The 23,888-nt window shown below is 63.1% G+C and carries 21 protein-coding genes; 10 read left to right on the top strand and 11 right to left on the bottom strand.

Annotated features, from left to right (window positions below):
• Positions 1-17: 17 nt before the first annotated feature.
• Positions 18-236 (bottom strand): hypothetical protein, encoded by a 219-nt coding sequence (locus HGI30_RS02260; RefSeq protein ID WP_168906207.1) that lies wholly within the window; start codon positions 234-236, stop codon positions 18-20.
• 68 nt (positions 237-304) lie between these two features.
• Entirely contained in the window at positions 305-700 is a 396-nt protein-coding gene (locus tag HGI30_RS02265) for a VOC family protein (RefSeq protein ID WP_168906208.1), read from the bottom strand.
• A gap of 149 nt (positions 701-849) precedes the next feature.
• Between HGI30_RS02265 and HGI30_RS02270 the strand changes: the two genes are divergently transcribed.
• The gene (locus HGI30_RS02270) at positions 850-1,074 is read left to right on the top strand and encodes a hypothetical protein (RefSeq protein WP_168906209.1); all 225 of its coding nucleotides are present in this window, start codon (positions 850-852) and stop codon (positions 1,072-1,074) included.
• Positions 1,075-1,133: 59 nt separating this feature from the next.
• On the opposite strand, the gene HGI30_RS02275 is transcribed toward HGI30_RS02270, so the two are convergent.
• The 9 genes from HGI30_RS02275 to HGI30_RS02315 form a co-directional block, all read right to left on the bottom strand.
• Positions 1,134-3,053: an S-layer homology domain-containing protein gene (locus HGI30_RS02275; protein ID WP_168906210.1), complete on the bottom strand. Its 1,920-nt coding sequence runs from the start codon at positions 3,051-3,053 to the stop codon at positions 1,134-1,136.
• 136 nt (positions 3,054-3,189) lie between these two features.
• The gene (locus tag HGI30_RS02280) at positions 3,190-4,299 is read right to left on the bottom strand and encodes a cation diffusion facilitator family transporter (RefSeq protein WP_168906211.1); all 1,110 of its coding nucleotides are present in this window, start codon (positions 4,297-4,299) and stop codon (positions 3,190-3,192) included.
• An 866-nt stretch (positions 4,300-5,165) separates the two neighbouring features.
• Positions 5,166-6,209, bottom strand: a complete 1,044-nt coding sequence (locus HGI30_RS02285) for a 1,4-dihydroxy-6-naphtoate synthase (protein ID WP_168909674.1) — start codon at positions 6,207-6,209, stop codon at positions 5,166-5,168.
• A 2-nt stretch (positions 6,210-6,211) separates the two neighbouring features.
• Positions 6,212-6,931 (bottom strand): futalosine hydrolase, encoded by a 720-nt coding sequence (locus tag HGI30_RS02290; protein WP_206110079.1) that lies wholly within the window; start codon positions 6,929-6,931, stop codon positions 6,212-6,214.
• Positions 6,932-7,352: 421 nt separating this feature from the next.
• A complete protein-coding gene (locus HGI30_RS02295; RefSeq protein ID WP_168906213.1) occupies positions 7,353-8,264 on the bottom strand; it encodes a DUF4097 family beta strand repeat-containing protein in 912 nt (303 codons plus the stop codon).
• Positions 8,261-8,821 (bottom strand): HAAS signaling domain-containing protein, encoded by a 561-nt coding sequence (locus HGI30_RS02300; protein ID WP_168906214.1) that lies wholly within the window; start codon positions 8,819-8,821, stop codon positions 8,261-8,263. Before HGI30_RS02300 ends, HGI30_RS02295 begins: the two co-directional genes overlap by 4 nt.
• Positions 8,818-9,138 carry a PadR family transcriptional regulator gene (locus HGI30_RS02305; RefSeq protein WP_168906215.1) on the bottom strand — a complete coding sequence of 107 codons (321 nt, stop codon included), beginning with the start codon at positions 9,136-9,138 and terminating at the stop codon, positions 8,818-8,820. Before HGI30_RS02305 ends, HGI30_RS02300 begins: the two co-directional genes overlap by 4 nt.
• 258 nt (positions 9,139-9,396) lie before the next feature.
• Positions 9,397-10,323, bottom strand: a complete 927-nt coding sequence (locus tag HGI30_RS02310) for a helix-turn-helix transcriptional regulator (protein WP_168906216.1) — start codon at positions 10,321-10,323, stop codon at positions 9,397-9,399.
• A gap of 193 nt (positions 10,324-10,516) precedes the next feature.
• Positions 10,517-11,689 carry an epoxide hydrolase family protein gene (locus HGI30_RS02315; RefSeq protein ID WP_168906217.1) on the bottom strand — a complete coding sequence of 391 codons (1,173 nt, stop codon included), beginning with the start codon at positions 11,687-11,689 and terminating at the stop codon, positions 10,517-10,519.
• A gap of 194 nt (positions 11,690-11,883) precedes the next feature.
• Between HGI30_RS02315 and HGI30_RS02320 the strand changes: the two genes are divergently transcribed.
• The 9 genes from HGI30_RS02320 (at position 11,884) to HGI30_RS02360 (ending at position 23,888) form a co-directional block, all read left to right on the top strand.
• Positions 11,884-13,260, top strand: coding sequence for a sugar ABC transporter substrate-binding protein (locus HGI30_RS02320; RefSeq protein ID WP_168906218.1), 1,377 nt, complete (start codon positions 11,884-11,886; stop codon positions 13,258-13,260).
• A 144-nt stretch (positions 13,261-13,404) separates the two neighbouring features.
• Positions 13,405-14,298 carry a carbohydrate ABC transporter permease gene (locus HGI30_RS02325; RefSeq protein WP_168906219.1) on the top strand — a complete coding sequence of 298 codons (894 nt, stop codon included), beginning with the start codon at positions 13,405-13,407 and terminating at the stop codon, positions 14,296-14,298.
• A 16-nt stretch (positions 14,299-14,314) separates the two neighbouring features.
• Positions 14,315-15,139 (top strand): carbohydrate ABC transporter permease, encoded by an 825-nt coding sequence (locus HGI30_RS02330; protein WP_168906220.1) that lies wholly within the window; start codon positions 14,315-14,317, stop codon positions 15,137-15,139.
• A gap of 174 nt (positions 15,140-15,313) precedes the next feature.
• A complete protein-coding gene (locus HGI30_RS02335) occupies positions 15,314-17,254 on the top strand; it encodes a cache domain-containing sensor histidine kinase (RefSeq protein WP_168906221.1) in 1,941 nt (646 codons plus the stop codon).
• Complete coding sequence (locus tag HGI30_RS02340) at positions 17,251-18,468, top strand: response regulator (RefSeq protein ID WP_168906222.1); 1,218 nt, start codon at positions 17,251-17,253, stop codon at positions 18,466-18,468. The genes HGI30_RS02335 and HGI30_RS02340 overlap by 4 nt, the downstream gene beginning before the upstream one ends.
• Positions 18,469-19,050: 582 nt before the next feature.
• Entirely contained in the window at positions 19,051-20,757 is a 1,707-nt protein-coding gene (locus HGI30_RS02345) for a peptide ABC transporter substrate-binding protein (protein ID WP_235680290.1), read from the top strand.
• Positions 20,758-20,895: 138 nt separating this feature from the next.
• Complete coding sequence (locus HGI30_RS02350) at positions 20,896-21,822, top strand: ABC transporter permease (protein ID WP_168906223.1); 927 nt, start codon at positions 20,896-20,898, stop codon at positions 21,820-21,822.
• Positions 21,823-21,828: 6 nt separating this feature from the next.
• Positions 21,829-22,770 (top strand): ABC transporter permease, encoded by a 942-nt coding sequence (locus HGI30_RS02355; RefSeq protein WP_168906224.1) that lies wholly within the window; start codon positions 21,829-21,831, stop codon positions 22,768-22,770.
• 140 nt (positions 22,771-22,910) lie between these two features.
• The gene (locus tag HGI30_RS02360) at positions 22,911-23,888 is read left to right on the top strand and encodes an ABC transporter ATP-binding protein (RefSeq protein ID WP_168906225.1); all 978 of its coding nucleotides are present in this window, start codon (positions 22,911-22,913) and stop codon (positions 23,886-23,888) included.

Here is a 23,888-nt window from a genome sequence, read left to right on the forward strand (position 1 = left end):
GCGAGGGCTGCGCTCGCTCAGCTTCTCTTGCGCAGCTCGAAAAACTCGCACTGCGCCCGCGCATGATAGGCGAGGTCGGCGACGCCCGATTGCAGCACGACGGTGCGCTCGTCGAAGCGCACGATGCAGCTGCCGGACTCGACCATATGGTCGTCGCGGAAGACGCGGACCGGGATGCGTTCGTCGAGCGCTTCCTGGAAGTCGGCATCGGTATGGAGAGGGCGGATGTAGGCCATGTCGGCGGCGCTCCTTTGCAAAGGGGGATAGCCCGGATCGGGCTCGGCTCCGGCCATTATACCATAGCTCAGGGCAGCTCGGGCGGGGCGACGAGCTCGACCTTGATGCGGTCCGGGTCCTCGAAAAAGAGGATGTACGTCCCGGCCCCGCCCGCATGAGGATGACGGTCCTCGTACAGCAGCTTCATGCCCTTGGCTCGCACCTCCTCGGTCAGCCGATCCACCTGCTCCCGCGAGGCGGCATGGAACGCGAGATGGTTCAGTCCGACCCGGGAGCGGTGATACGGCACGTCCAGATGCTTTTCTTTCGCTTGCACGAACACGAGGTAGGTCGAGCCATGCTTCCAGCTGCGGCCTTCCGGCCATTCCTGGAAGGGCTCGTACCCGAGCTCGCCGAGGAACCAGCCCCAGAACGAGGCGGATCTTTCCAGGTTGGAGACGTACAATTCGATATGATGCAGCAACAGTTCTCTCTCCTTGACGGTAGAATCGGGCGCGCAGAGCGGCAAGCCCCGCTTTCCAATTCATTTAGACGTAAAAGGAAATCGAAAGTTTCTTTAACTTCCATAAATGGAACAAATCATGATAGGGTGGGACGAGGAGGGATGCAGCCATGAATCTGGAGCGGGAAGTGCAGGACTTGAAGCAGCGGGTCGAGGTGCTGGAGGCTAGGGAAAGGGAGCGGGCGAGAGAGTCGGTGGAGCAGAGGCATGTGCCGACTGCGTTGAAGGAGAGAGGGTTTGGCAAACCCTTTCTGACCGGCTTCGTCGTCATGGCGACCGTTCTCTTTTTCGTGCTGATTTCTGTCGGCGTCATTCAATTCATAAGCCAGGGATGAAACGAAAGCGAAAAGCCCATCCAGCGATAGCATCGCCGAGATGGGCTTTTGGCATGGGGCTAGGAAGAGGAAGGCGCAGCAGCTTCAGGTTGATAAGTAATGGTTATCGTCTTTTCCGACGAAAGGCCGAAGCGGTTGGAAGCGACGAACCGGAAGGTATTGGCGCCGCTCTGAAGCTTGACGTTCCAGCTGTTGCTGTAGGAAGAGGCAAGCTTGTCGTTCACATAGACCTTAGGCTGGCTGTCGTTGAGATCCGACACCGTCCAGGTCAGCGTGAATTCCTGGGCTGTCGTCGTCTCCGGCGCATACCCGATCGACAACGTCGGAGCGGCGGGCTGGAACTGCACCTCTCGCGTGAGCTCGGTCTTCTGGCCGAGCTTGTTCGTGGCGACGAGCCGGATGGAGTTGGAACCAGGGACGAGCGCGACCTGCGCGCTGCTCGAATAGCTGGACATTTCCTGCCCGTTCAGCGTGACGCGCGGACTGCTGTCGTTGAGGTCGGACACGCTCCAGCTGACCGTCAGCTTTTCCTTGTCGACAACCGCTGCCGTCTCTTCCAGGCGCAGGGACGGTCCGGCGCTTGTGAAGGTGATGACGCGTGTGACCGTCGTGGACTTGCCCTGCTTGTTCTCGGCGCGCACGACGATCGTATTGGGCCCTTGCTTCAGCTCGAGCGAGGCGCTCGACTGGAAGCTGGACTGCTCCTGTCCGTTGACGTACACCTTGGGCGAGGAGTCGTTCTTGTCGCTGACGGTCCAGCTGACGACGGCCCGGCTCTTGTCCGTCGTCTCGGGAAGGGAGACGTTCAGCGAAGGTCCGCCCAGCGACAGCACGGCCGTCTTCACGACCTCCGTCGACTTGCCGAAGCGGTTCTCGGCCCGTACGGTGATGACGTTGGCGCCTTCCGACAGCTTCACCGTGGCCGACTCGGAGAAGCTGGATTGCTTCTGTCCGTTGACATAGATGGTTGGACTGCTATCGTTTGGATCGGTCGCTTTCCAGGACACGGTGATGCTCTCCTTGTCGGTCTGCTCCGGGACGCCGCTGACGGTAAGCGTAGGCGCTCCTTTCTCGTAGTTGATTTCCTTGGTCACAATCTGGGATTTGCCTCCCGGCATGCGGGCCGTGACAGTGTACGTGTAGGTGCCTTCCTCATCCAGCTGCAGGGCGACGCGGAACTGTCCTTGCTCGACTTCAGCTTCCGTGCTGTTCAAGAACACCTTCGCTCCTTTGGTGACGGTGCCCGATACATAAAAGGTGGAAGTCGCGGTCGTAGCGGGCGCGTTGACCTGGAGGGACAGGGCTTGCTGGCTGTCGCCTGCGGCGCTTTTCATGACGCGGTACAGCAAGGCAGCCGCCTCGGCCCGGGTGACGGGGTCCGCCGGCTTGAGCGTGTAGTCGTTGTAGCCGGTAAGCAGCTTCTTCTCGACGGCGAGAGCCAGGTAGGTCTCGAGGCCGGGAGAGATTTCGTCGGAATCGTAGTAGCGGGTTAGAATCTGCTTGTTCTCCAGCTCGTCGGGCTGGTAGCCGAGCGTCTTGACCAGAGCGACGGCGACGTCCTCCCGGGTCGCCTTGCCCGTCGGATTGAAGAAGGCGCGCCCGCTCGGCGGGTAATAGCCGGTCAGGAATTCCTTGGCGGACTCGACGGCGGGGTACGACCAGCGGGAAGGGGAGACATCCGCGAACGACTGGCTAGGGTTTTCGGGAAGGTCAAGATAGAAGGACAACGTGACGAGCTGCGCGAACTGCTCGCGGGTGACCGGCGACTGGGGCTTGAAGGTCCGATCCTCGAAGCCGTTGACGACACCCAGCTGCACGAGGCTGTCGATCGCATCCTTGGCCCAGTACGTTCCAGGGAGGTCGGTGAAGGCGGGCGAAGGGGAGGTTGAAGCTGCAGATGCAGATGCAGATGCCAGCGAAGGCATGGCGACCGTCAAGGCGAGCAGGCCGAGAATAAGCTTGGATTTCGGTTTGAACATGAGTTCCGCTCCAATCGATGTCGAATGTGAATCTTTTATCCTAGTTAGGAATAGGAACATCGTACTAGATTCGACGTCGTTTGGCTATATGTGGAAAATAAAAAGGCCTGCGCGGGAAGGCGCAAGCCGCAAACGTTCAGCATCCGAGCTCGTCATGCCGGACGCTGGAGTCTTCGATCTGGATCGTGCAGTGGCTGATGCCGTGACGATCCTTCATCAGTTCAATGGCCTGCTTCAGAAGCAGGCGATGATCGGCCTGTTCATCCGCCAGCAGATGGCAGGTCATCGCGTCGAGGCCGGAGGTGATCGTCCAGATGTGGAGGTCATGCACGTCGATGACGCCGGGCAGAGCCTCCAGATCGTCCCGGACCTGCTGCGTGTCGACGGTTTCGGGAGCGCCTTCCATGAGGATGTGCACGGTGCTTCGGAGCATGCCCCAGGCGCTTTTCACGATCAGCAGCGACACGAACACGGAGATGGCGGGATCGGCCCAGTACCACCCGAACGCCCACATCAGCGCCCCGGCCGCGATCGCGCCGACCGAGCCGAGAGCGTCGCCGAGCACATGCAGGTAGGCGCTCTTCAGATTGACGTTGCCCTTCACGTCGCCTTGCCGCATGAGGAACCAGGCGCTGGCGAGGTTGGCGAGCAGTCCGACCGCGGCGATCAGCAGCATCGAGCGGCTGGCGACCGTCGGAGGCTCCCAGAATCGGCCCCAAGCCTCGACGAGGATGAAGATGGCGATGGCGATCAGCGTCGCGCCGTTGAACAAGGCCGCCAGAATCTCGAACCGGCGGAAGCCGAACGTGCGCTTCGGCGAGGCCGGCCGGGCGGCGACGCTGATGGCGACGAGGCTCAGCAGCAGCGCGCCGGCGTCGCTGAGCATATGGCCGCTGTCGGAGAGCAGCGCCAGGCTGCCCGTCACAAGCCCGCCGAAGAACTCCAGCACCATGATGCCGGTCGTGATGAGGAAGGCGATCAGCAGTCCGCGCTTGTTGCCGCTGCCGCCTCCGTGGACATGTCCGTGACCCGCGTGGGAGTGGCTGTGTCCGGAGTGGGAATGGTTATGCCGGGAGCGGGAATGGCCGTGCGCGCTGTGAGTGTGGCCGTGTCCAGCGTGAGAATGGCTGTGCTCGACGTGGGAATGGCTGTGACCCGCATGCCCTCGGCTGGGCGGGCTCTCGGAAGGAGGCGTCGCCTTCCGGTCGTCCGAGTTTCTGCGTCCTGGATCCGGTTCATGATTCATAAGGAATCCCCTTTTATTAATTAATATATGAGCAATTGTTCATATGTTGAGTGTAGCGGAGCCGATTCGTCGTGTCAAGCCTTGATCCAGGCCGGATGAGGGCGAAGGATGAGGATCCGACGGTAGCTTCTGCTGCATGGAGGTAAATCATGTATAGCCTGCCCTTTCATGCTGTCGGCCGAGTCTTCGGACGCCAGCGGTTGAAAAGTGCAGGCATGCTTTCACGAAGATCACGATGACCAATAAGCCGAAGGCGTCGGAGCGGGTTGCGCAGCATGAAGGGGTCGGGACTGCCTTCAGCGAAGCCGCTGGAGCAAGTAGCGCAGCATGAAGGAGTCGAGACTGCCGTCAGCGAAGCCGCTGGAGCAAGTAGCGCAGCATGAAGGGGTCGAGACTACCTTCAGCGAAGCCACCGGAGCGTGTTGCGCAGCATGAAGGGGTCGAGACTGCCGTCAGCGAAGCCATTGGAGCAAGTAGCGCAGTATAAAGGGGTCGAGACTGCTGTCAGCGAAGCCGCCGGAGCGTGTTGCGCAGCATGAAGGAGTCGAGACTGCCCTCAGCGAAGCCGCCGAAGCGTGTTGCGCAGCATGAAGGGGTCGAGACTGCCGTCAGCGAAGCCGCTGGAGCAAGTAGCGCAGCATGAAGGGGTCGAGACTGCCCTCAGCGAAGCCGACGAAGCGGATTGCGCAGCATGAAGGAGTCGAGACTGCCGTCATGCTCCGCTCCTTCACGCTAGGGACGAGTCGTCACCTAGATGTGCAAAAGCCCCGATCCAAGATGCAGATCGGGGCTGGTCGCAGCCGGCAGGGCGGGAATGGCGCACCCGCAACCGCCGAGGCTCTGAAGCGGCAGAGGCGCGAGAGCCCTTAGCTGCGCAGCAGCGCCGGGTCGAACTCGGGGACGAGGCCTTCGCGGGCCGCGCGGCCGAGCAGCGACTGTACGGCCGCAAGTCCGTCCTCGCCGAGCGAGCGGGTGAACTCGTTGACGTAGAGCGCGATGTGGGAGCGGGCGACGTCCGGCGACATCTCCTGGGCATGCTCGCGCACATATTCGGCCGATTCGTCGGGATGCGACCAGGCGTATTCGACCGAGGCGCGCGTCCAGCGGGCCAGCGACTCGACATCCAGGCCGCGGCGGGCGATGATCGCACCGAGCGGGATCGGCAGGCCGGTGTCGGCCTCCCACCAGGTGCCCATGTCGGCCATCAGCGTCAGGCCGTAGTCGGGATAGGTGAAGCGCGCCTCGTGGATGACGAGGCCCGCGTCGACACGGCCGTCCCGAACGGCGGGCATGATCTCGTGAAAAGGCAGGACGACGATGCGCGGCGGCTCGCCGCCGATCTGCTGCGCGGTCCATAGCCGGAACAGCAGGTACGCCGTGGAGCGGTCGCTCGGCACGGCGACCGTCCGTCCGCTCAGCCAGGACGGGTCCATGCCCGGCGCCGCCGCTCCTGCATGGGCATGGGCCGCGCCGGCAGCGCTTGCTCCAGCCGGAGGATCCAGCGGTTGAATCCGTTCGCCAGCGTTAGCGCATGCCAGCCGTTCCATTCGCTGCGCCGCGCTCGCTCCGGCATCGGAAACTGAGGCTGCTGCGTCTCCATCGGCCGTCGCCGTCGAATGGCCTGCCGCCTCCGCCTCGATCCGGCCGCCGCCGGCCGTCAGCACGAGCGGGCCGCAGCCGCGGCCGAGCGCGCCGCCGCACGGAATGAGGGCGTAGCGGTCCAGGACGTAGGGAAGCGCCGCGTAGGAGATTTTCATGACCTCGGGGCCCTCTCCGCGCGCGGCCCAGCCGTTGGTGACGTCGATGTCGGCGTACGTCACGTCCAGCACGGGCGCGCCGTCGATCCGGCCGTGCGCCCAGGCGTGGAAGACGAACGTGTCGTTGGGGCATGGGGAATAAGCGATCTTCATGCTCATCGGATGTTCAGCACCTCCGGCAAAATCGCGGCTGCGCGCTCCAGCGACGCCAGCGCGTCGCCGATCCGCCAGGCGTCGCGGTCCCGCGGGCCGACCGCGTTCGAGATGGCGCGGATCTCCATCGCCTCGATGCCCTGCATCGAGGCGGCGAGCGCCGCGCCGTAGCCTTCCATCGCCTCCGCCGCCGCGCCGGGAACCCGGCGCAGCAGCTCGGCGGCCGTCTCCGTGCTGCCCGTCACCGTGGACAGCGTCAGCACCGGCGCCGCCGACGCGATCACGCCGTCCTGCCGCAGCGCTGCCGCCAGCGCCTCGGCGCGTCCGCTGTCCGTCCGCACGCGCCACGAGCCGAATCCGAGCTCGTCCACGCAGGCGAAGCCCTGCGCGGTCTCCGCTCCGAGATCGGCGCTGACGATCTCGGTCGCGACGACGACGGAGCCGATCGGCGCGGCTCCGGGGAAGCCGCCGCCGATGCCGGCGCTGACGACATGGCGCAGCGCCGGCCCTCCGGCGATGGCCAGCGCCGTGCTGGCTGCCGCGGCGGCCGGTCCGACGCCTCCGGCGACGACGATATAGCGCCCGACGCGGCGCAGCGGTCCTTCCGCCTCGCCGCAGGTTTCCTTCGGGCATGCTTTCAGCAGCCCCCGCACGACGGCGTCGCGCTCGGCCTCGACGGCCGTCACGACGAGCACGTAGGAGGCGCCTTCGTTATGGAGCAGCCCTGAGGCCGCGAGCCTTCCTTCCTTCTTCTGCTTCACCCATCATCTCTCCTTATCCCCCTTACGATACTCCTCCCGGCGCGCCGCTTCAAGTTGGGGAGCTGGCATAAGGGGAGCTGACGGCGGGCGAGGGTGTCGAGAGTGCTTCATCGCGCCGCCAGCCCGGATTTCTTCTCCCGAGGGAGAAGAAAGTGCCTTTTTATAGAAGAAAGCCTGCCGCGACTCTTCGCCTGAACGATAAAAAGCCGCAGGCTGGCAGCATCATGCTGCCGGCCTGCGGACTTCGCGCGCCAAGCTGCCGCGCGCCGCTGCTTCCGTCCTGGCGCCTGCTTCTCGCAGCGAGATGCTGCCGCGCGCCTGTGGCACCGTCCCGCCTTCTCGCGCGCCAAGCTGCCGCGCGCCGCTGCTTCCGTCCTGGCGACTACTTCTCGCGCAGCGAGATGTTGCCCGAGCCGGCGCGCAGCTTCACGCGCACCTCGCCGTCGCCGTAGACGAGCGTCGCGGAGCTGTCCTCGCTGCCCTTGCCGGCGCTCCAGTCGGTGCGGAACCGTCCGGAGCCGGTGGAGTACTGCACGGTCGCGGACTCCGGAGCGAACTGCGTGGCGATCGTGACGTTGCCGCTGCCGCTGCTCGCCGTCACCGGCTGCTCCAGCCGGTCCATCTCGGCGCGGATGCTGCCGCTGCCCGTGTCCAGTACGAGCGCGCCTCCCACGTCCTCAAGGGAGATGTCGCCGCTGCTCGCCTTGGCGGTCAGCTCCTCGGCGCGAACCTGCTCGCCGTCGATGCTGCCGGAGCCGGTGCGCAGGCTGATCGTGCCGCCCTGGACGGAGCTGAGGTCGATATCGCCGGAGCCGGTCTTGAGCGTCAGCTTCCCGACCTCGATTCCGTCGGCGTCCAGATCGCCGCTGCCCAGATCCGCTTGAAGCTCTTCGAACTTCCGCTGCGGCAGCTCGATCCGCATCGTCACGTTGACGATGTTGAGGCCGAACGAGAAGCCGGTGTCCTCGCCGCCCTTGACGAGCAGCTCGTCGCCGTCCGGCTCCAGGTCGAGCTCGATCCGCTCCAGGAACTTCTTGCTGGCGCGACCCGTGATGGAGGCGACGATCTTGTCGCGGCTTGCCCCGGGCACGATCTCGATGTCCATGCTGCCGGCTTCGGCCCGCAGGCGGGACACGCCTTCTGCGGGCGCCTCCTTGCGCAGGCTCACTTCCTCCGTTCCGAATTTGAACAGGCTGTCGCGATCCCCCTGCCCGAACGTGACGCCCGCGCCGATCAGGCCGCCGAGCAGCAGGATCAGGCCGAGCAGGACGACGTTTCTCATGCTGCGGTTCATTTCGCCACGCTCCTCTTCATCATTCTTGTATTGGCCAGCAGATACTTCAGCGTCATCCGCATGATGCCGCCGGTCAGCTTGTAGGCGGCAGCGCCGAGCAGCAGGCCGAGGCCGGCCGCGACCATCGCGCCGTATACGCCGAGCGTCAGCGGCAGAGCGTCTCCGAACAGCCCCTCATAGAGGATCGGGAACGCCGCGAGGACGAACGAGCCGGCGACCGCCCACAGCGCGAGCAGCATGCCAAGCAGGGCGAGGTACGGACCGAGCACGAACACCAGGTTGAAAAAGCCGAGTCCGACCGCGGCGAATACCGCCCGCGACACGAGCCGCACGCCTCCGCCTCCCTGGCTGGCTTCCTGCACGCGGTAGCCGAGCAGCAGCTCCTTGGCGATCGCGCGCGGATCGCCGAGCTCCGCCGCCGTGGCGGCTTCCGGCTGTCCCTGCTCCGCCGCGAACCGGAAGTGCTCCTCGTAGTCGTACATCCATTCCCGCCGCTTCGCTTCGGGCACGGAGGAGAGCTGATGCCACAGCTCGTTCAGATACTGGTCCCTCGTCATCGTTCCACACCTTCCTTGATCAGTTCGTCGACGGCATGCGAGAAGGTCCGCCACTCGCGCACGAGCTCCATCAGATGCTGATGCCCAAACGGCGTCAGCTTGTAATACTTGCGGGGAGGTCCTTCCGGGGACTCGCGCAGGTAGGTCGTGAAGTACCCTTCCTGCGTCAGCCGGTTCAGCAGCGGGTACACGCTGCCGACCGCCACCTCGAACTTGGACGACATCGCGACGGCCAGCTCATAGCCGTATCGGTCTTCCCAGGCGGTCAGCGAGAGGACGCACAGGTCGAGCACGCCTTTCTTGAATTGCACGTTCATCCGCATAGCTCCTATCTTATGCTTGGTATTCAATATTGTGTAATAGCAGGCGATGAAGAATACCGCTCGATGAAGCTACGATACCACGAGCTATTCATCATGGCAAGATAGCGGCGCGAAAATCAGGCGAAAGCCCGGCGCTCCCTCCGTCTCGAGACGGAGGGAGCGCCGGGCTGCTAGGGGAGGAGCGGCTGGACGCGCAATCGGCTCTCGGCGGAGAGGGGGAGAAGCGCGCCGCATTCGGTCCGAGCTTCGGCGCTACTTCGTGCCGGCATAGAGCCGAGCCGCGTCGAGCAGCTCCGTCCGCACCCGCTCGACCAGCTCGGGAGGGCTTTTCGCTTCGACGCGGCTGCCGTAGCTGAGCACGGTCTGCAGCGCTTTTTCGAGCGAGGAGAATCCGGCTGCGACACGAGAGAAGCCTCCCTCGAGATCCTCGACCGGCTCGTAGCCGAACTCATCGCGGACGCGCGTCCGGACCTCCGGCCGGAAGATCAGCTCGGCTTCGATGCGGCGGAAGTCCGTCCGATCCATGAACTGCCGCTCGATGTCCTGAAGCGTGTAGGGACGGCGTGCGAAGCCGCGCTCCAGGCGTTCCAGGCGGAGCATCCGGGAGAGCCGGAATACCCGCAGTCCGGATCGCAGCAGGCAGTAGCCGTACAGATACCAGACGGCGTTTTTCATGAACAGGCCCATCGGCTCGGCGGTCCGCTCCGTCTCCTGCCCCTGGCTGTTCAGGTACGAGAAGGAGACGAGCCGCTGCTCGCGGATCGCCCCGTGCAGAGCGGCCATCCGCGGCCGGTCGCGGGGGAGGGGAGAGTGGTCGAGATCGAGCGGGCTCTCCGGCAGCGAGTCGGGCCGCCGACCGGCCAAGGCGGAGATGCGCTCCAGCAGCCGGTCGATCTCCTCGACGCCGGCCGCCGAGCGCATGCCGCGCAGCGCGGCGATGATCGAGCCGAACTCCTCCAGGGTGAGCATCTGCTTCTCGATCCGATAGCCGGGCATCAGCTCGTAGCCGCCGTCGGTGCCCGGGAACGAGACGATCGGCACGCCGGCCTGATTGATCGCCTCCATGTCGCGGTAGATCGTACGCAGCGACACCTCGAAGCGGCGCGACAGCTCGGAGGCGTTGACGCGGGATTGGCTGAGCAGCAGCATCGTAATGGCGAGCAGGCGGTCCAGCTTCATCGGCGGCTCCTCCTTCGGAAAAAGGTCTAAAGAGTTCTTCGCCGCTAGGCGGCCGAATCCCTTGCCGGAACCGGCTGCGGGGCGATTCGCCGCTAGGCGGCCGAATCCTGTCGCCGGGAGAGTCGGCGAGGTCATTCGCCGCTAGGCGACCGAATCCCTTGCTGGAACCGGCTGCGGGGCGATTCGTCCGCCTTCACCGGAACCGCCGGAAGAAGGCTCGGATGTCGGCCGCCAGCAGCCGGGGCTCGTCGAGCGCGGCGAAGTGGGTGCCGCCCGGCAGCTCGCTCCAGTGGACGATGGCGCCGTTGTCGCGCTCGGCGAACGGCCGGATCGTCTTGAAGTCATGCGCGCAGACCGCGACTCCGGTCGGAGCGTCGTTGCGCCTGAATCCGTCCTGGCTGGCCTGGCGCTGGTTGTCGTAATAGATGCGCGAGGTGGAGGCGGCGGTGCCGGTCAGCCAATAGAGCATGACGTTCGTCAGGAAGTCGTCGCGGCCGATGAAGCCGACATGGTCGCCGAAGCCGCAGAACAGATCGGCGATCCAGGCCATCTGTCCGACGGGCGAGTCGGCGAGGCCGTAGGCCAGCGTCAGCGGCCGCTTTTCCATGATGGCGCTGAAGCCGGCCCGCTCGACGAAGCGCGACAAGAAGGCGAGCCGCTCGAAGTCGTCCTGACCGAGCGGCTCCATCTCGCCCGGCTCGCCGGACGGGAAGCTGAACAGCTGCAGCACGTGGATGCCTTGCAGGCCCTGGGGCTGAAGCACGCCGAGCTCGCGCGACACCATCGCGCCGAGGTCGCTGCCGTGCGCGCCGTACTGCTCGTACCCGAGGCGCCCCATCAGCTCGTGCATGGCGGCAGCGATGCGGGACACCGGCCAAGGCTCCTCGGTCGGTCCGGAGAGGCCGAAGCCGGGCAGGGAGGGGATGACGAGATGGAATGCGTCGGTCCGACTTCCGCCATGGGCGGCGGGATCGGTCAGCGGGCCGATCAGATGGCGGAATTCCACGATCGAGCTGGGCCAGCCGTGCAGCAGCAGCAGCGGGGCGGCATCCGGCTCGGCGGAGCGGACGTGCAGGAAATGGACGTTCGCGCCGTCGATCTCGGTCGTGAACTGAGGCCGCGCATTCAACGAAGCCTCCTCGGCGCGCCAGTCGTAAGCGTCCTGCCAATAGGCGGCCAGCTCGCGCGCATAGGCGACGGAGACGCCGTGCTCCCAGCCGTCCGCGCCGCCGGCCTGCGGCCATCGCGTCAGCTCCAGGCGAAGCCTCAGCTCGGCGAGAGCGGATTCGGACACGTGCAGCTCGAAAGGGACGATCGGGGCTTGGGCAGCGGACGGGGACGCAGGTCGACGGGATTCATGCGGCATGGGCAAGGCCTCCTCAAGAAGGGGGTTGGGATGTCTTCATTTTAATCGGGCAACCCTGACAGCATCCTGTCAACGTGGCCAACACCTGAAAAAATCAAACCTCACCCCTGAAGTTCCTGCCTTGTTGCAAACGCTTTACGAGCGCATAATCCAACTATAACCTAGCAAGGGGGACGTAGAAGGTGGAAAACCAGATGAAAAAGTCCGATAAGAAAGCTCTGAAGAGATCCGCGCTGCTGCTGACGGCAGGCGCGCTGGCCGTCGGCCTCGCGGCATGCGGCAGCAACGGCAACAACGAGCCGGCGGCGAATACAGGCGGCGCGTCCAATGAGGCAGCGGCCAATACGGGAGCGTCCGGCGGCGACAGCGGCAAGAAAGTGACGATCACGTTCCAGAACATCTACCCGGACGAGACCTCCGTCACGAACAAGATCATGAAGGAGCTCGTCGCCGACTACGAGGCGGCCAACCCGAACATCAAGATCGAGCTCGACTCGCTCAACACCGACCAGCAGAAGCTGAAGCTCAAGACGCAGGCCGCTTCCAAGGAAGTGCCGGATATCACGATCGTGAATCCGGCCGCCCAGATGAAGCCTTTCGTCGACGCGGGCGTGCTCGCCCCGCTCAACGACATGCTCGACCAGAACGGCCTGAAGGATACGTTCCAAAAAGGGCTCCTCGACTACTACAGCTTCGACGGCAACGTGTACGCGCTGCCGGACGGCAACAACATCGAGGTCGTCTACTACAACAAGGACCTGTTCGCGCAAGCGGGCATCACCGACGTGCCGAAGACGTTCGACGAGATGCTTGAGGACGTCAAGGCGCTCAAGGCCAAGGGCATCACGCCGATCGCGATCGGCGAGAAGGATACGTGGACGGGCTCGTTCCTGTTCATGAACATCCTGCTCCGCACGAACGGCGGCCCGGGCTTCCTGCAGGACGTCATGGACGGCAAGAAGGACTTCAACGACCCGGCGTTCGTCGAAGCGGTCGACGCGTTCCAGGAGCTGGTGCAGGCCGGCGCGTTCCCGGAAGGCGCGACGAGCATCGACGCCAACGCAGGCGGCAACATCTTCAAGACGGGCAAAGCGGCCATGTTCATCATCGGCTCGTGGGAAACGGGCAACATCGACGCCTCCAGCGTAGCGGGCAAGGTCGGCGCGTTCTCCTTCCCGACGGTCAACGGCAAGGGCGACGTCAACCAATTCATGCTGGCGCCGGGCTCCGGCTTCGCGATCAGCGCGAACAGCAAGCATCCGCAAGAAACGAAGGACTTCCTGAACTACTTCATGTCGAACTTCCCGAAAAAGAAATTCGAGCTGAAGGACGCGGTCGGCCTCGGCCAGGTCGTCGAAGGAGACTTCGCGGCGGCAGGCTACTCCGAGCTCGCGGTCGGCATCCTCGACCTGTTCAAGAGCGTCAGCGGCGGCGACCTCGCCTTCGACAACACGATGAATCCGGCCGTCGCCCAGGCTCACCTGAGCAGCATCCAGAACCTGTTCGTGCAGAAGGTCGATTCCAAGCAAGTGGCCAAGGAGCATCAGGACGCGTTCGCAGCCAACAAGTAAGCGCGGCGAAAGGATGAATGCCGGCCCCCTGGCCGGAAGAAAGGCCGGGCGGCAAGGGCGGTTTCCTCGCAAGAGGAGCTGTCCTTGCCTTTTCGGCACAGCGGTCGGCTTCCGCCCGCTGCGGGAGAGGAGTAGAGAGAAACCATGAATGTGCTCAAAGTGCGCTGGTGGACGATCGGAATCTTCGTGCTTCCTTGTCTGCTGCTGTATCTGATGATGGTCTTCGTTCCGATCGTCATCTCAGGCTATACGAGCCTGGTGGAGTGGGACGGCATCGGGGTCAACAAGACGTTCGTCGGCCTCGACAATTACGTCGACATCCTGTTCAACGATCCTTATTTCTGGCCGGCGGTGCGCCGCACGCTGATGTACGCGGTGTTCTCCATGGCGGAGATTCCGATCTGCCTGCTGTTCGCGATCCTGATCAACCGCTACGTCAAGCGCGGCAACCGGCTCGTGTCGATCTACTTCATGCCGGTCATCCTGTCGGTCGTCATCATCGGCCAGTTGTGGAAGACGATCTACAATCCGCTCGACATGGGCGGCATGATCAACGGCATCCTCAATGCGTTCGGCATGCAGGATCAGATGCGCGCTTGGCTGAGCTCGCCGCAGTTCGCGATGTACTGCCTGTACTTCGTCTCGCTCTGGCAGTATTTCGGCTATCACCTCATCATCCAGTTCACCGGCGTGCAGAACATCCCGTCCGACATCTACGAGGCGGCCAAGATCGACGGCGCGGACGGCTTCAAGGCCGACCGCTACATCACGCTGCCGCTCATCGTGCCGGTGTTCAAGATTTCCATCGTGCTGGCGTTCATCGGCTCCCTGCAGGCGTTCGACCTCATCATGGTCATGACCGGCGGCGGACCGGCCCACGCGACGGACGTCATCTCGACGCTCATGTACAACAATACGTTCCTGACCTTCAAGTACGGGTACGGCAGCGCCTTGGCCATGACGCTGGTGTTCATCTGCCTGGCGTTCACCTTCGTCATCAACGGCGTCTTCAACCGCATCGAGAAAAAGGTCGGCTAAGGGGGAGATACGGTCTATGGCATCCATCAAAAAAGGAGTCGTGTATCTTCTCCTCGGCATCCTTGTCGTCACGCAGGTGTATCCGCTGCTCTGGCTCATCCTGTATTCCTTCAAGACCAATGAGGAAATCCTAGGCGGGAGCTTCTTCGCGCTCCCGGCGTCTCCGCGCTTCGCGAACTACACGGAGGCGTACGAGCAGGGCAACTACGTGCGCTATCTGTTCAACAGCATCTTCGTCACCGTCATCACCATGGTCGTCGTCATCGTGCTGGCGTCCATGGTCGCCTACGCGATCTCCCGCTTCCGCTGGAAGCTCGCGCCGGTCGCGCTGCTCGTCTTCATGCTCGGCCTGATGATTCCGATGCAGGCGACGCTGCTGCCGCTGATGGTCATGTTCAAGAACATCGGCATCCTCAACACGCACTGGTCGCTCATCCTGCCGTACATCGCGTTCCAGACGCCGGTCGCGGTGTTCATCCTGAGCGGGTTCATGAAAGGCATCCCGCATGAGATCGAGGAGTCGGCGTTCATGGACGGCGCGAGCGTGTACCGGATTTTCCGCAGCATCATCCTGCCGATCTCGGTGCCGCCGATCATGACGGTGTGCATCCTGACGTTCATCAACATCTGGAACGAGTACATCCTGGCCGCGACGTTCATCTCCTCGGAGAGGCTCAAGACGCTGCCGTTCGGCGTCAACAGCTTCGTCAGCCAGTACACGACCAACTACGGCAACATCGGCGCGTTCCTCGTCATGGGCGCGATTCCGGTCATCCTGATCTACTTCATCCTGTCCGAGCGCATCACCAAGGGCATGGTGGCCGGAGCCGTCAAGGGCTGACGGACTCGGCTGAACCGGACCAGACCGGGTCGGCCGGAGCGTCCGAAGCCGTTCGGATTCAACCGCTGCAACAGATTGATCCGCTTCAAAAGCGAACCCCGCCTCCCGCGCGAATTTTTTTCGCGCGGGAGCGCGGGGCTTTGCCGTCATTTTGCCGCCTAAGGGGGGATGCTCATGTGGCCGCGCAGCCAGACGCTCCAGCAACGGCTCTTTCTCGTGCTGCTCTGCTGCATGACCGGCATCGTCATCGTCGTCAGCCTGCTGTTCTACAACCGCACGACCGAGCAGCTGCAGCGCAAGATCAGCGACCTGTCCCAGCGCAACGTGTCGCAGACGATCGGCCTGTTCGACCTGCTGGACAAGGGCTTCGACAGCCTGTCCAAGTCGATCTCCAACAACTTCGACCTCGTGCGCCTGCTGCAGGCGAGCCCGACCGAGCCGCGCGAGCGCTTCGCGAACGAGCGGGCGATCACGAACATCATCGGCACCAACTACTTCTCCCGCGACGATATGATCGGGATCCACATCATCACCGATCGGGGGCAGGTGTACAACTACGGCAACTACGTCAACGAGATGGTGCCCGGATACCGCTCCAAGGCGTGGTACCGCTCCATCGTCGAGGAAGGCGGCAAAATCGTCTGGCTCGGCATCTATCCGTCGTCCATCGTGGATCAGAACGAGCATCGCCCGGTGCTCGCCTTCGGCCGGCAGCTGTTCGACCTCGACGTGCACCGGCCGATCGGCGTCGTGCTGTACGAGTCGAGTCCGGCGTCCATCGTCGCGGCGCTCGCCAACCTCAAGCTGAGCCCGAGCAGCGAGGTGTACCTGATCGACGAGGGCGGACGTCTCGTCAGCTCCACCGGAGGGGCGCAGCAGCTGCCGGCCATCGCCGAGGGGCCGCGTCCCGAGACGGCGGGCGAGTCGCTCGTCACGGAAAAGGACGGCAAGCTCGTCGTTTCCTCGCGCCTGCCGTTCGCGGAGTGGACGGCGATCACGGTGACGCCGGCGCGCGACCTCAAGGTGGAGCTCGTCGAGATGCAGCGCTATCTCATCATCGTCGGCGTCGTGCTCGTCCTGCTGTCGATCGTGGCGGCGACCGTGCTCTCCAACATGATCTCCTCCCCGATGCGCCGCCTCATCCGCGAGATGAAGCGCGTCGAGCTCGGCAACTTCCAAGGCGCGGTCGAGTCGCTCAGCTACCGCGAGATGGACGCGATGGCCTCTTCGTTCAACCGCATGGTGCGGCAGATCGGCCGGCTGGTCGATCGGGTGCGGCAGAGCGCGGCCGGGGAGAAGAACGCGGAGCTGCTCGCCCTGCAATCCCAGGTCAATCCGCATTTCCTCTACAACACGCTCGATATGATCTATTGGATGCTCGACGAGCGGGAGGAGGACGATCTCGGGGAGGTCGTGCTCGCGCTCTCGCGCATGTTCCGCTACAGCAGCCACTGGGAGCAGGGCGCTCCGGTGACGCTGCGCGAGGAGCTGGAGCAGATCCGCGACTACTTGACGATCATCACGATCCGCCTCGAAGGGCGGGTGTCGGTCGCGATCGACATCCCGAGCGAGCTGCTTGACGTGCCGATGCCCAAGATGACGCTGCAGCCGGTCATCGAGAACGCCGTCAAGCACGGCTTGGAGCCTCTGCAGGGAGACGGACGGCTGGAGCTCGTCGCCGAGGCTCAGGGCGGCCGGCTGCTGCTGACGGTGCGCGACAACGGCGTCGGCATGGCCGAGGAGACGCTGCGGAGGCTGCGCGCCTCGATCGCGGCCGTGCCGAGGGCAGGAGACGGGCCGCTGCAGGCGGGGCAGGACGCGGCTTCGGCTCCGCCGTCCGACGGCTCGGCGCCTCCCCCGGCGGACGTTGCGGCAGGACGCAAGGGAGGACAACCCGGAGACCGCAAGCAGGGCGGCATCGGGCTGGCCAACGTGCATCGACGGCTCGTGCATACGTTCGGGAAGGGGTACGGCCTGCAGGCGGACAGCGAGCCCGGAGGCGGCACCGTCATCCGCCTGGCGCTGCCGATTCCTCCTCTGACGGGCCGGACGCAAGCGCCCGCGGAGCTGCCGCAGGAGGCTCAATCGAGACAGGAGGCGAAGAAGACGCCATGAACATTTTGATCGCGGACGATGAAAGCATCATCCGCACCGGCATCCGTCGCACGCTGGAGCAATCGATGCCGGACTGCGGCATCCATCTGGCCGCGTCGGCCGACGAGGCGGCCCGCGTGCTGTCGGAGCATCCCATCGACATCGTGCTGACCGACATCCTCATGCCCGGCATGGACGGCCTCGAGTTCATGCGGCTGTCGCGGCGCAGCTATCCCGGCATCAAGTGGATCGTCATCTCCGCCCATTCGGAATTCGCCTACGCGCAAAAGGCCGTGCAGCTCGGGGCCAAGGACTACCTGCTCAAGCCGATCGGCAAGAAGCGGCTGCTGGAGCTCGTGCGGGAGCTGGCCGCCGAGCTTGCGGAGGAGCGCAGCGCGCTCAAGGAGGGCGAGATGCTGCGCAAGAGCCAGAAATACTTGCGCGAGGCGATGTTCCAGCGCCTCGCCTCCGGCCAGGACGTCGGCCAGCTGGACGTGGCCGCCCTCATGGACCGCTATCCGGCCTTCCACCTCGTCCTCGTGCGGCTGGAGGCCGGCTTGCGGGACGCGGGCCTGGAGCATTTTGTCGTAGACAACGTCCTGAGCGAGCTGCTGGAGCGGAGCGGGGACGGCTTCGTCGTCAGCTACGACCGCCACACGCTCATCGGCGTAGCCGCCGTAGAGACGGAGGAAGCCCTCTCCAGCCTGCTCGCCAACGTGCGGGGCTACCTCGGACGGTACCTGCGCCTGCCGTTCCAGGTCGCCAGCAGCGGCCGCATCCGGGAGATCCGGCAGGTGCCGGAGACGGTGCAGCGGCTGTACCGCTCCATGACCGCCGCGCCGGGCGAGCCGGGACAGGCGCCGCTGCGCATCAAGGGCGGCAGCGACAACAAGGCGATCGAGGTCGCGCTGCAATACATTTCCGCGCATTATCGGGAGGAGTCGCTGTCGCTGGAGCGGATCGCGGCGGTCGTCTATCTCAATCCGGTCTACTTCAGCCAGCTGTTCAAGCAGAAGACCGGGCAGGGCTTCAAGGACTACTTGATCGGCTTGCGCCTGGAGGACGCCCGGCAGCTGCTGCGGGAATCCGACTTGAAGCTGGGGGAGATCGCGGAGCGGATCGGCTACCAGGACATGCGGCATTTCACGCAAGTGTTCCGCAAGCGGTTCAATATGACTCCGACCGAATACCGGCAGGAGAAGAAGAACACGGCTCCAGGCATTTCGAATACCTGACATGGGAGTGGAATCTATCGCCGGCCTCCGGTTCCGAACGGGACAGGAGGCCTCGCTCCGTTCAAGGCGGGAGCAACCTCGTGTCCGGGAGCAAAACCCGTGGTGGAGGGACTTGGGACAGATACATAAAACCAAGGAAAACAGGTAAAAATACACAGGCGGTCGAGCTCGTCAAGGAGCCGGAGAAGGGGAGAGGCGAAGCGCGAAGCGTGCGGGAGGCGTGTGCGCCGCCGCTGCGGCAAGCGGAGAGGAAAGAAAATTTATGAGCAGGTCCGGATTAATATTCATCGAACCGAAATGGATTTATCGTTATTCGCGGGGGCGAGGAAGGAGCTGGAAGCAGAAAACGCTTCTCTTATGCAGGTTTTTACTTTAGCAAACATTTGCGTTAATCCATTGAAGCGACAACGTAGTAGCAAATAAAACTGCATAATTATCAGTAAATTTAAATGATTTACACGATGCTGTTGGAATGATAAATTTATTTGGCAAAAGAAAATAATGCAAGTTGTGATTCATCCGTTACAATAGTATAATTCAGTTATGCTATTCAACCATTAATGTGAGGGGCGTGTAAGGTTAGTGTACAAAAAGACAGGATTGACACTGGCAGCACTTATGATCGCGGGCGGCGTGCTTGCTGCATGCGGCGACAGCAATAATGGCAATGCAGGCAACACGGGCGCAGCCAACACGGGCAGCGAGAACACGGCAGCGAACAATGCAGGCGGGGAAGCGGCAGCTCCTTCCGGCGACCAAGTGTTCCGCATGAACCTCACGTCCGAGCCTCCTACGCTTGATCCGGCCCTCATGCAAGACAACGTGTCCGGCACGGTAGCCGACGGCATCTTCGAAGGCCTCGCCAAGAGCGACAAGAACGGCGAGATCGTTCCCGGCATGGCCGAGAGCTGGGAAGTTTCCGAAGACGGCAAGACGTACACGTTCAAGATCCGCACGGACTCCAAGTGGTCTTCCGGCAACCCGGTCACCGCGCATGACTTCGAGTTCGCTTGGAAGCGCACGCTCGACCCGAAAGCGGTCAAGCCGGCCCCTTACGCGTACCAGCTGTACTACGTCCAAGGCGCCGAAGCCTACAACACGGGCAAGGGCAGCGTCGACGAAGTCGGCGTGAAGGCGATCGACGACACGACGCTCGAAGTGAAGCTCGTCAACCCGACGACGTACTTCCTGAGCCTCCAAACCTTCTACACCTACTACCCGGTCGACAAGGTAGCGGTCGAGAAGGATCCGAACTGGGCCAACGAAGCGGCTACCTTCTCCAGCAACGGTCCATTCAAGCTGACGGCATGGGAGCATAACGCCAACCTGACGATCGAGCGCAACGAGAACTACTACGCGCAAGCCGACGTGAAGCTCGACAAGGTTCAATTCGCTATGATGGCGGACTCCAACACCGAGCTGAACAACTTCAACACGGACCAGCTCGACTGGGCCGGCAAGCCGACCGGCACGATCCCAGGCCCGCAAATCGACAAGCTGCGCAAAGAAAACGATCCGCAGCTGAAGATCACCGACGCCGCGAGCACGTACTACTACATCTTCAACCAGAGCAAGAAGCCGTTCAACAACGCCAAGGTGCGCAAAGCGCTGTCGCTGTCCATCGACCGTCAGCTGCTGATCGACCGCGTCGTGCTCGAAGGCCAGAAGCCGGCATTCGGCTTCGTGCCGGCCAGCATCACGGGCGCCGAGAAGAGCTTCCGCGAAGAGACGCAAGAAACGTACTTCTCCGAGAACGTCGAAGAAGCCAAGACGCTGCTGGCCGAAGGCCTCAAGGAAGAAGGCATGGCTTCCTTCCCGGCGACGACGCTCATCTACAACACGTCGGACAAGCATGCTAAGATCGCCACGGCCATCACCGAAATGTGGAAGCAGAACCTCGGCGTTGACGTGAAGACCGAAGTCCAGGAATGGAAAGTATTCCTCGACAACCGCACCAACCTCAAGTACGACATCGCTCGTGCCGGCTGGGGCGCGGACTACAACGATCCGATGACGTTCCTGGACCTCTACATCACGGGCAGCGGCAACAACGACATCGGCTACAAGAACGCCGACTACGACAAGCTGATCAAGGACGCTTACGCTTCTGCCGACAAGGCGGAGCGCGTGAAGCTGCTCGCTCAAGCGGAAAAAATCCTGATGGAAGACATGGCCGTCATGCCGGTTTACTATGACACCAGCTCCTCCCTCGTCAAGGATTACGTGAAGGATGCCTTCATGACGTACAACGGCAACATCAACTACAACTACGCTTATATCTCCAAATAAGCTTACCGCCTGAGCAACTGACAGAGAGAAGAAGGGACCGCGGCAGGAGCCGTCGTCCGGCGCTTTCCGGCGCCGGACCGTCTCCGGACGTCCCTTCTTTCTTTGCGGTTGGGCAAGGTAATGAAAAGAGGTGCTGGAATGATTCGATTCATTGGCCGGAGATTCCTCAATATTCTCCTGTCCCTGTTTGTCCTTGCGACCCTGACCTTCTTCCTCATGCAGGCGGTGCCGGGCAATCCGTTCCTGGATGAAAAGACGCCGAAGGCCGCGCAAGAAGCCCTCAAGGCCTTCTACGGCCTGGATAAGCCGCTCTGGCAGCAATATTTCGTCTACCTGGGCAATATCGTGCAGGGCGATCTCGGCATCTCCTACAAGACGCCGGGCCAGACCGTCACGCAGATCATCTCCCAGTCGTTCCTGTACTCCGCCAAGCTGGGCATCTTCGCGATCATCGTCTCGGTCATCGTCGGCGTCGCGCTCGGCATGATCTCCGCGATGTACAACCGCAAGCTGATCGACAAGCTCGCTGTCGTGATCTCCATCCTGGGCATCTCGATCCCGAACTTCGTCGTCGCGTCCGTCACGCAATACTACATCGGCGCGGAGTGGAGATGGCTGCCGGTATCCGGCCTCAACTCGCCGCTCGGCTACATCCTGCCGACGTTCGCGCTGTCGGCGCTGCCGATCGCGTTCATCGCGCGGCTGACCCGCTCCTCCATGCTGGAGGTGCTGACGGCGGACTACATCCGCACCGCCAAGGCCAAGGGCATGTCGCCGCTGCGCATCACGCTCCGGCACGGCCTGCGCAACGCGATCCTGCCGGTCGTCACCTACCTCGGACCGATGAGCGCCAACATCATCACCGGCGGCGTCGTCGTCGAGAAGATCTACAACGTCCCGGGACTCGGCCAGTTCTTCACGAACAGCGTCACGAACCGCGACTATCCGCTCATCATGGGCATCACCCTGTTCTATGCGGTCATCCTGATGTTCGCCCGCTTCCTTGCCGACATCGGCTACGCGATGGTGGATCCGCGGATGAAGAAGAGCAACAAGGGAGGCTGATCAACAATGGACCCAATCAAGGAAACGAAACGGCCTCTTCCCGATCCGAAGAAGTTCGTGCCGCTGAAGAAGCGTGATTTCGCGCAGCAGCAGATGGCGCCGAGCTACACGACCTGGAAGCTGGCCATGATGAAGCTGACGGCCAACAAGTTCGCCATGGCCTCCGGCATCGTGCTGCTGCTGATGATTATCATGGCGATCATCTATCCGCTGTTCACGCCGCATGACTTCCGCTCGCAGTCGCTGATGGATACGTTCCTCGCCCCCGGCGGCACGCACTACTTCGGCACGGACGAGCTCGGCCGCGACCTGTTCGCCCGCGCTTGGAAAGGCGCGCAAATCTCGCTGACGGTCGGCATTGTCGCCGCCATCGCCGACGTCATCCTCGGCATCATCATCGGCGGCATCATGGGCTACTTCGGCGGCAAGGTCGACGAAGTGCTCAACAAGATCAGCGAAATCCTGTACTCCATTCCTTACCTGCTCGTCGTCATCCTGCTCGGCGTCGTGCTCGGCCAAGGCATGTGGACGCTGATTATCGCCCTGACCGCGACGGGTTGGATCAACATGGCTTGGATCGTGCGCGGCCAGATCATGCAGCTCAAGAACCAGGAGTACGTCCTGGCAGCCCGCGCCATGGGCTCCGGCGGCTTCCGCATTCTGTTCAAGCATCTCATCCCGAACACGATGGGCCCGATCATCGTCACGATGACGCTGACCGTACCGAGCGCCATCTTCGCGGAGGCGTTCCTCAGCTTCCTCGGCCTCGGCGTTCAATCTCCGGCTGCATCCTGGGGCGTCATGATCAACGACTCGCTCACGAGCTGGACGATCTATCCGTGGACGCTGCTCTTCCCGGCCGGCATGCTCTGCTTGGCCATGCTCGCGTTCAACATCTTCGGCGACGGACTGCGCGACGCTTTCGATCCGAAGACACGGGTGGAATAAAGCCGGCCCCGACCATGAACGTTCTGCCGCCGCCGGCTGCCGGTGAAGGCAGGGCGGCAGGCATTCCGATAGGACTTTCCGCAGCGGGCCTTGCGCGGCCCCTGCGTCCAGCAACCGATAGATGAGGAAGGTGAAGCACCATGGAACCGATTCTTAAAGTCGACGATCTGCGCGTCTCGTTCCGCGTGCGCGGCGGGGAAGTCCAGGCCGTGCGCGGCGTGACCTTCGAGATGGCCAAGGGCGAGGCGCTCGCGATCGTCGGCGAATCCGGCTCGGGCAAAAGCGTCACGGCCCAGTCGGTCATGCGCCTCATCCCGACGCCTCCCGGCACGTACAAGGCCGGACAGATCGTCTTCGAGGGCAGCGACCTGCTCAAGAAGACGGAGAAGCAGATGGAGTCCGTGCGCGGGCGCGACATCGGCATGATCTTCCAAGACCCGATGACGTCGCTCAACCCGACGATGACGATCGGCTCCCAGATCGTCGAAGTGCTGACGCGCCACCAGAAGCTGAGCAAGGACGCCGCGAGCAAAAAAGCGATCGACATGCTCCGCCTCGTCGGCATTCCGAATCCGGAAGCCCGCGTGAAGCAGTATCCGTTTGAATTTTCCGGCGGCATGCGCCAGCGCGCGATGATCGCCATCGCGCTCAGCTGCGATCCGACGCTGCTGATCGCCGACGAGCCGACGACCGCGCTCGACGTGACGATCCAGGCGCAGATCCTGCAGGTCATGAAGGACATGCAGGAGAAGCTCGGCACGTCGATCATCCTGATTACGCACGATCTCGGCATCGTCGCGGACATGTGCGACAAAGTCATCGTCATGTACGCGGGCCAGGTCGTGGAGCGCGGCAACAAGTTCGAAATCTTCAAGTCGCCGCAGCATCCGTACACGCAGGGCCTGCTCAAATCGCTGCCGCGGCTGGACCAGCGCAAGGACGAGCCGCTCATTCCGATCGAGGGCACGCCTCCGGACATGGCCAGTCCTCCGCACGGCTGCGCGTTCGCCGCACGTTGCCCGTACGCGATGGAAGTGTGCCTGGAGCAGGATCCGTACATGTTCACGCACAGCGATACCCATGAATCCAAGTGCTGGCTCCACGCCAAGCCGGAGTAA

Origin of the sequence: Paenibacillus albicereus (assembly GCF_012676905.1) — a bacterium.
GTDB classification, from domain to species: domain Bacteria; phylum Bacillota; class Bacilli; order Paenibacillales; family Paenibacillaceae; genus Paenibacillus_O; species Paenibacillus_O albicereus.